This window comes from Mesorhizobium sp. M7A.F.Ca.US.006.01.1.1 (genome assembly GCF_003997935.1).
GTDB lineage: Bacteria > Pseudomonadota > Alphaproteobacteria > Rhizobiales > Rhizobiaceae > Mesorhizobium.
Map to the genome: position 1 here is coordinate 1 of NZ_RZQL01000319.1, position 6594 is coordinate 6594.

Sequence of the window (6594 nt, forward strand, 5' to 3'; positions counted from 1 at the left end):
ATGGTTGACCACGCTTTTCAAAGATCGTGAACTACATCTCCTCGTTGTGCTCGACGCACTCCGGACAAGTAACCTCATGGGCGCGGCATGCAGGATTAACCGAGCCCAGCCGGTCATGAGTGCGGCCTTGCCGGGTCGGGCGATAGGCAGTCATGCCCTGCCCTTCCTGCGGGTCAAGCACTCCGAAAAAACATTTCCCCCATAAATGCTAGATCTTCCGTTGCCTTTTCGCGTCACAGGCCGTCAAACGCCCGGCCGTTCACAACAGTGATCCGGCAAGTGTTTGGCTGCGCGAGACGATGCTGCAGGGAGTCGTCCTGCATGGCACTTCGCTATGATGCTGCGGTGCCGTCTAACGGCGCCTCGTGCTTGAACGCACTGAACGGCCACCGCGATCAAAATCGATGGTTCGAGGACCGTTGATCATCACCCCGCCAGCCTCGATCTTGTTTGCCGCCACGAGAGCGACACAGAGACTGCTGGTGAAGATGCCCGCCTGCCCGCTATGTTCCGGATGGTTGACCATCCCGGATGGACCCATCGAGGGTGTCAAGGCGAGCATGAGCACAGGCGCGAACAGTTCACGGGCAGGCGCGACGGTGGCCGCAAAGCAACGTCGCGCCAGCATGCGATCTCAGCAGGATCGGCACCATCCTGTCAGGGAGCAATGCGAGTGGCTGGCTTAGCCGCTGCGACGCTGCCCGGCATCGCGTTCAATTGATCTGGCGCCTTAAATGCAGGAAGGCTTCGCGGCCGGTACGAGGCGCATCCCTCCTCCGAAGCAGCACGCCCAAGTATCATCACAAGCCCCGAGCGCCCGCGTTCGGCGATGTCCAATTTCCGACAATGTCGGAATACAGTCAGATCTGCTGGATTGACTTTAAATGGTTTTCTCATTTGGCACAGCGCATGCTGGTTATCCGGAAACACGTGACCGACCAACAAGAAGTCGCATGACACAACCGAAGCCATCCATGTCTGACGGGCTGCCCAGGATACCTACTGCGACCGCGCTTGCCCGGTGACGACCGCTCCGGCTCCGCCCGTTACCGACGAGGCAAAGTGACGGATTTCCTGCGTTTCAACGACATGGAGGTGGTTGTCATTCCCGCTGGGGGACAGACTCGGCCTGTTCAAGGCATTGCGCGAAGGCGGCAAGATGACGGCCACCCGTGCGCGAACTCAAGGAGCGCAGCCTGTATCGTGTATCAGGCAAATAGGCCGTCGGTCAGTGACCTTGACACAGGGGACATGCGCAAGGTCCTGAAGTTTGATGCAGCGATAGAAGGGTGCCAATGACAACAATAGCTTACAGGAACGGAACCATGGCTGGCGACGGCCGAGCCTTGGGTTTTGACTCAGTATCCGTCGGTGAGAAAACGAAGGTGTTTCGCTTATGCGACGGCACACTCATCGGCGTTTCCTCTTCGTCCTTGGGTATTCCAAAGGCCGTTCGAGACTGGGTTGAGAAGGGCATGGATGTTTCTGATATTCCTGTGCCGCGCAACGACGACAATTTTGAATTTGAGGCGCTGATAGTGCGCAAAAATGGGGAAGCCGTATTGTTGGACGGCAATTGGCTGCCAAGTGATCCCGTGAAAGGTGAATATTATGCCATCGGGAGCGGCAAGCAGTATGCTTTGGCCGCGCTGGTTTTGGGCAAGTCAGCTAAGGAAAGCGTCGAAGTTGCCGCGAAACTCGACGTTTGGACTGGTGGCACAGTCACTGCCATAACTCACTAAACCCGCCTTTCGGCGGGAGTGTGACAGTGCGAGCGTGGAAGTAGGGCGCCACCCCGGGGCACGTCGAGCCCTGTCATGTGAGCTGGTCCATAAGCGCGCGAAAGCGTCCAGTTGTGGCCAAAAGCACGATTTGCGACAGAACCGGCCCGCTTCTATGAGTATGGGCCGCTTTTTGCGGCCAGCGTGCTTGCCATCCTGCCGCCAGTGGCCGTCGCCTTCTTCTTCCAAGGTTACCTCGTCATGAAGTAGAGCACCACGATCTTGTCGGAGAGATCGGAAGGCGGACGGCCCTTCCGTCCGCGTCGGCCAGTTCGAAAGGCGGCGCGGCCTGCTCGTCGATCGCCTGGAAGAACCTCTCCGCGCTGTCCCTCATCTTGTCGAGATCGGCGCCCGGATGGTGGGCCAGCGCGGAGGTCCCGAGGATCAGCGCCAGAAATTGAATCGCAAGCGACGGTTTCGCTTTCATGGACAATGCATTCCGGTTGGGGGCGTTCGAGGGCTCCGCGGCTAGGATTGGTCTCACTGTGTCTGCTCCCGCTCCCGGCGGCTCATCTGCCTGATAGGCGCGTTCCCGCTCGGGCCATGTGCTTTTGATGAAGGCCAGAACGGCCCGGATCTCCTCGTCGGTGAGGACATTCCCGAAGCCCGGCATGTCGCTCTGGTAGCCGCCGCCGACGACCGCGGCCGGTCCCGGCGCCGGCATGCGTCCCGAAGGCAGCGGGCTTTCCAATCGCGCTGACCTTCGCCTGGCTAAAACCGTCTTGCCTAGCGCTATCGCCGCGGCCGGGGCGCGGCCATCCGGTTGGCGAGCCAAGGCAATGTCCAGACCAATCCGAGGCCTGCCGCGGCCACGCATCGATAAGAGGACCGACGCCCTTCTCCTTTGCCGCCGCTGGAGAACAGGTATTTGATCAGCGCGGCCGTCCCGAGGACGAGCACGACGACGACAAGCAGCCACACCAGGCCCGTGCCGAACATCATCATGCCGCTCATGCATTCCATCATCGAAGCCTCCTATTCCGTGGCGTAGATGCCGCCGGTCGCGTCAGACTTTCGGATTTCGAGAATCTCGAAGGGCGCTTCCTTCGTGCCACTCATGCCGGGGGAGCCCATCGGCATGCCGGGCAGCGTCATGCCCTTTGATGTCGGGCCGCTCGGTCAAGAGCTTGTTGACCGTGCCGACCGGCACATGGCCGCTCACCACATAGCCGTCGATGAACGAGAGAAGGCAGCCATCGGCTTCCGGCGGAATGCCCTCTTCGCGGCTCATGGCGAAAAGGTCGTGAGTCGGCCTTGACGGTGATTCCTGGAAGGCCGATTCCAAGGCGAGCTGGCTTGAAGGCCGCGGTCCGGATGGTCGACTAGGCAGCTTGGTTCCACGATCGCAATGCTTGATCGCTTCATTGCAGGCCATGGGCTCTCGCCCCCTCCTTTTGCCACACGAGGCGCCAGCTCACGTGTTGTTGTTGGCGTGCGCCCCGGCAACCGCTTTCACCAGCCGCTCCAGCGATCCCGCGCGCTCCAGCTCCGCAAAGAATGATGCGGCGTGACGCTACCCAGCCGGTGCTTCTCGGCCTTCCAATTAAACTGTCTCGACGAAAGAGCCGTCTCCGTTGCTCCGGTCTCGGTGTTGAGTTCTCTAAGGCTGCGCCACACCTTGGTCCCCACGCCGGCAAATGATCTCACTATGCAGCCCGTGCTCGCACGCTCTCAAACTAATTACCGCTGCTGCAACACGCCGCCTGGCGGCCTGCACCGAAAAGCCGACAGGGGTGCATCTGAATAGCCGTGAACCCAGGTCTCAAAGACCATCCGGCGCGACGAGCGGACGCACCGCACGTGTGACACCCGCCTTGTGGGGCAGGGTTGCCTTTCTCAATCCCGGCGTTGGTCGGCGTCCCAATGAGCAGCAAGCTATTATCGGCCGCCGAATCTTAGTGGCTTCGTCGAGAGCCTCAATCAACCAAGCGGCGAAAGCCCCGCTAGAGTCTCCGCCCGCCTGTCGCTATGAAGCAGTTGCAGCCAGCGCTGCTTCAGGCGCATGAACTCGCCCGATGCAATGATTTCCGTCGCCCTGGGTCTTTCGAAGGGCACTGTTTCTATTCCCTTCTTCTTCGGCGCGCGGCTTGATGCCGACATACGGTTTCTTGACCTGCCGCCTGAACTGGCTGCCGAAGCGGGTGCCCCGCCAGCGACCCCGACAATCCCCTGTTCCGCAACTGCTGAAGAGCCGACTGCGCTCGCATCCCGATATTGCGCAACGGCACTATGCCGACATTCTGGAGACCGCAGCCGCATGAGCCTCGAGATGTTCCGCCGACCGTCGACAAAGGCGTCCTCTCGCCTGCGTCCGCCATTTGTCAGTGCTCGATCTGATTGGGGAGACGCCGGTCGTCGAACTGAAGAGATTCGATACCGGCAGGTGTCGTCGCTTCGTCAAGATCGAAAGCCAGAATCCCGGCGGATCGATCAAGGATCGCATTGCGTTGTCGATGATCGTTAATGCCGAACAGCGTGGCACGCGCGGGGCGGTACAATCATCGAAGCGACCGCTGGCAACACAGGGCTCGGCCTGGCCATCTGGCGGCACGAAGCGCGTGATCGCGTGTCCAAAAGCTGACAGCGTCAGACAAATGTCAGGTTCATTACAACCAACATCTGGGCACTGACGAGGTTTTTCGAAGCAATGGGCGCTAACTGCGCGCTGAGCGCGTTGGCATGGCTTTTGAGACTGAGTGACTGTGACTGCACTCAATGGGGCAAGACGAGCGATGCGCTCCTCCCTGAACCCGTGTGCCGTCTCTGAGAGGAAACCAGCTCGTGCAGAAACCTTTGGAAATAGCTTTGGACCGCAACGTGGTATTGCAGATGGAGTCCCCGGCTCCTTCGATTAGAGTCGAGAACTGGCTGCATGGCGAGCCCCTCACGAGCTTTGAGCCCGGCAAGTGTACATAGTCGAATTTTGGGCAACTTGGTGCGGCCCATGTGTGGACGGGATGCCCCATCTGATCCAGCTGCAGGGCGTCGCCAGGCGCACCATCTGGACAGCAGGAACTGGACTATGGGCAAGGTAACAGGCTTTCTCGAAATCGACCGGCAGGTGCACAAGTACCAGCCGGCCTCCGACCGCATCCGGCATTTCCGCGAATTCACGCTGCCGATGTCCGACAAAGAGGTCGAGAAACAGGCCGCGCGCTGCATGGATTGCGGCATTCCGTTCTGCCATGGGCCGACGGGCTGCCCGATCCACAACCAGATCCCGGACTGGAACGACCTCGTCTACAATGGCGACTGGGACAATGCGATCCGCAACCTGCATTCGACCAACAATTTCCCGGAGTTCACCGGCCGCATCTGCCCCGCACCTTGCGAGGAAGCCTGCACGCTGAACCTCGAGGACATCCCCGTCGCCATCAAGACGGTCGAGCAGGCGATCGCCGACAAGGCTTACGAGACCGGCCATATCAGGCCCTATCCGCCGGAGAAGAAGACCGGCAAGCGCGTCGCCGTCATCGGCTCCGGCCCGGCCGGCATGTCGGCTGCCCAGCAGCTCGGCCGCGCCGGCCACGACGTCCATGTCTATGAGCGCGAGAGCCGGCCCGGCGGGTTGATGCGTTACGGCATTCCCGACTTCAAGATCGAGAAGCACTATATCGACCGGCGCATCGAGCAGATGCAGGGCGAGGGCGTCACCTTCCATTGCGGCGTCAATGTCGGCGTCGACAAGCCGGTTGCCGAGCTGCTCGCCGAACATGACGCCGTGCTTTATTGCGGCGGTTCCGAAACGCCGCGCGCGGCCGGCATTCCCGGCGACGATCTCGGCGGCGTGCATGACGCGATGCCCTATCTGGTGCAGCAGAACAGGCGTGTCGGCGGCGAACCGATCCAGTCGGTGGCGTGGCCGTCGCATCCGATCCTCGCCGGCGGCCAGCATGTCGTCGTCGTCGGCGGCGGCGACACTGCCTCCGACTGCGTCGGCACCGCCTTCCGCCAGGGCGCGGTGCGCGTCACCCAGCTCGACATCCGGCCGCAGCCGCCGGAAAAGGAAGACAAGCTGTCGGTCTGGCCATACTGGGCGACCAAGATGCGCACGTCATCCTCGCAGGCCGAAGGCGCCGAGCGCGAATTCCAGGTGGCGACGCTTGAATTCATCGGCGAAAACGGCCAGCTGACCGGGGTCAAATGCTGCGAAGTCGACGAAAAGCGCAAGCCGATCGCCGGCACCGAATTCGTCATCCGCGCCGATCTCGCGTTCATCGCCATCGGCTTTGCCGGGCCAGCCGCTCGCGGGCCGGTGTCGGAACTGGCCGGCCAGATGAAGATCGCCATTGACAGCCGCCGCTCGAAGAATGTCGAGGCCAATGACCGGGACTACAGGACCAGCGTCGAAAAGCTCTATGCGGCGGGCGACGTGCGGCGCGGCCAGTCGCTGGTCGTCTGGGCGATCCGCGAGGGCCGCCAGGCGGCGCGCGCCATCGATGAGGCGCTGATGGGATCGAGCGTGCTGCCGCGCTGAGTCCGTCTCGAGACCCTACTTGTGCGGCCACCTGAAGGCGCTTTCCGCCCTTCCGCTGCCCCGGGCAGCTTACGGACTGATCGCCGTGGTCGTTTCGGTTGTGGCCCCGGCCGCAGGCTGCCGCCTTGGCGGCCAAGAAAAATCGTCGGCGCGGCCGGGCGCAGCAGCGGGCGCCTTGCCCTCGACGACGAATTTTTCACCGGGCCCGTCCGGCTTGGCCGGCGCTGCGGCACCGAGAAGTTCCGAACCGCCGTCGAGTGCCGGTGATTGCGAGTCGGCGTCGGTAGCCGGGTCGGCGGCCTCAGTCTTTTCCTTCGAGGGTGGACTACGTTACTG

5 protein-coding genes and 6 pseudogenes are annotated in these 6594 nt (G+C 61.8%); 6 read left to right on the forward strand and 5 right to left on the reverse strand.

Translation table 11 applies throughout. The features are described 5' to 3' along the window. Nucleotides 1–205: pseudogene (locus EN943_RS38895) on the forward strand (hypothetical protein); the annotation flags it as partial. A 147-nt stretch (nucleotides 206–352) separates the two neighbouring features. Here EN943_RS38895 and EN943_RS33425 read toward each other — a convergent pair. Beyond that, complete coding sequence (locus EN943_RS33425) at nucleotides 353–628, reverse strand: hypothetical protein (RefSeq protein ID WP_063169403.1); 276 nt, start codon at nucleotides 626–628, stop codon at nucleotides 353–355. Nucleotides 629–1325: 697 nt separating this feature from the next. Between EN943_RS33425 and EN943_RS33430 the strand changes: the two genes are divergently transcribed. Beyond that, nucleotides 1326–1742, forward strand: coding sequence for a hypothetical protein (locus tag EN943_RS33430; protein WP_063169404.1), 417 nt, complete (start codon nucleotides 1326–1328; stop codon nucleotides 1740–1742). Nucleotides 1743–1980: 238 nt separating this feature from the next. Here the strand turns inward: EN943_RS33430 and EN943_RS39015 are convergent, their stop codons facing one another. The 3 genes and pseudogenes from EN943_RS39015 to EN943_RS33445 form a co-directional block, all read right to left on the reverse strand. Continuing rightward, nucleotides 1981–2472, reverse strand: a complete 492-nt coding sequence (locus tag EN943_RS39015) for a cytochrome c (protein ID WP_244514239.1) — start codon at nucleotides 2470–2472, stop codon at nucleotides 1981–1983. A gap of 41 nt (nucleotides 2473–2513) precedes the next feature. After that, nucleotides 2514–2747: a hypothetical protein gene (locus EN943_RS38620; protein WP_127312611.1), complete on the reverse strand. Its 234-nt coding sequence runs from the start codon at nucleotides 2745–2747 to the stop codon at nucleotides 2514–2516. Between the two features lie 9 nt (nucleotides 2748–2756). Further along, a pseudogene (locus EN943_RS33445) lies at nucleotides 2757–3036 on the reverse strand (DUF411 domain-containing protein); the annotation flags it as partial. A gap of 801 nt (nucleotides 3037–3837) precedes the next feature. On the opposite strand from EN943_RS33445, the pseudogene EN943_RS38625 reads away from it, so the two are divergent. The 4 genes and pseudogenes from EN943_RS38625 to EN943_RS33465 form a co-directional block, all read left to right on the forward strand. Then, nucleotides 3838–4042, forward strand: a pseudogene (locus tag EN943_RS38625) (isopenicillin N synthase family oxygenase); the annotation flags it as partial. A gap of 8 nt (nucleotides 4043–4050) precedes the next feature. Then, nucleotides 4051–4320 (forward strand): annotated as a pseudogene (locus tag EN943_RS33455) (pyridoxal-phosphate dependent enzyme); the annotation flags it as partial. Nucleotides 4321–4598: 278 nt separating this feature from the next. Continuing rightward, nucleotides 4599–4762, forward strand: a pseudogene (locus tag EN943_RS33460) (thioredoxin domain-containing protein); the annotation flags it as partial. Nucleotides 4763–4803: 41 nt separating this feature from the next. Next, on the forward strand, nucleotides 4804–6258 hold the full coding sequence (locus tag EN943_RS33465; protein WP_063169408.1) for a glutamate synthase subunit beta: 1455 nt from the start codon (nucleotides 4804–4806) through the stop codon (nucleotides 6256–6258). Between the two features lie 69 nt (nucleotides 6259–6327). Here the strand turns inward: EN943_RS33465 and EN943_RS38630 are convergent. After that, nucleotides 6328–6522, reverse strand: a pseudogene (locus EN943_RS38630) (DUF459 domain-containing protein); the annotation flags it as partial. Nucleotides 6523–6594 lie beyond the last annotated feature (72 nt).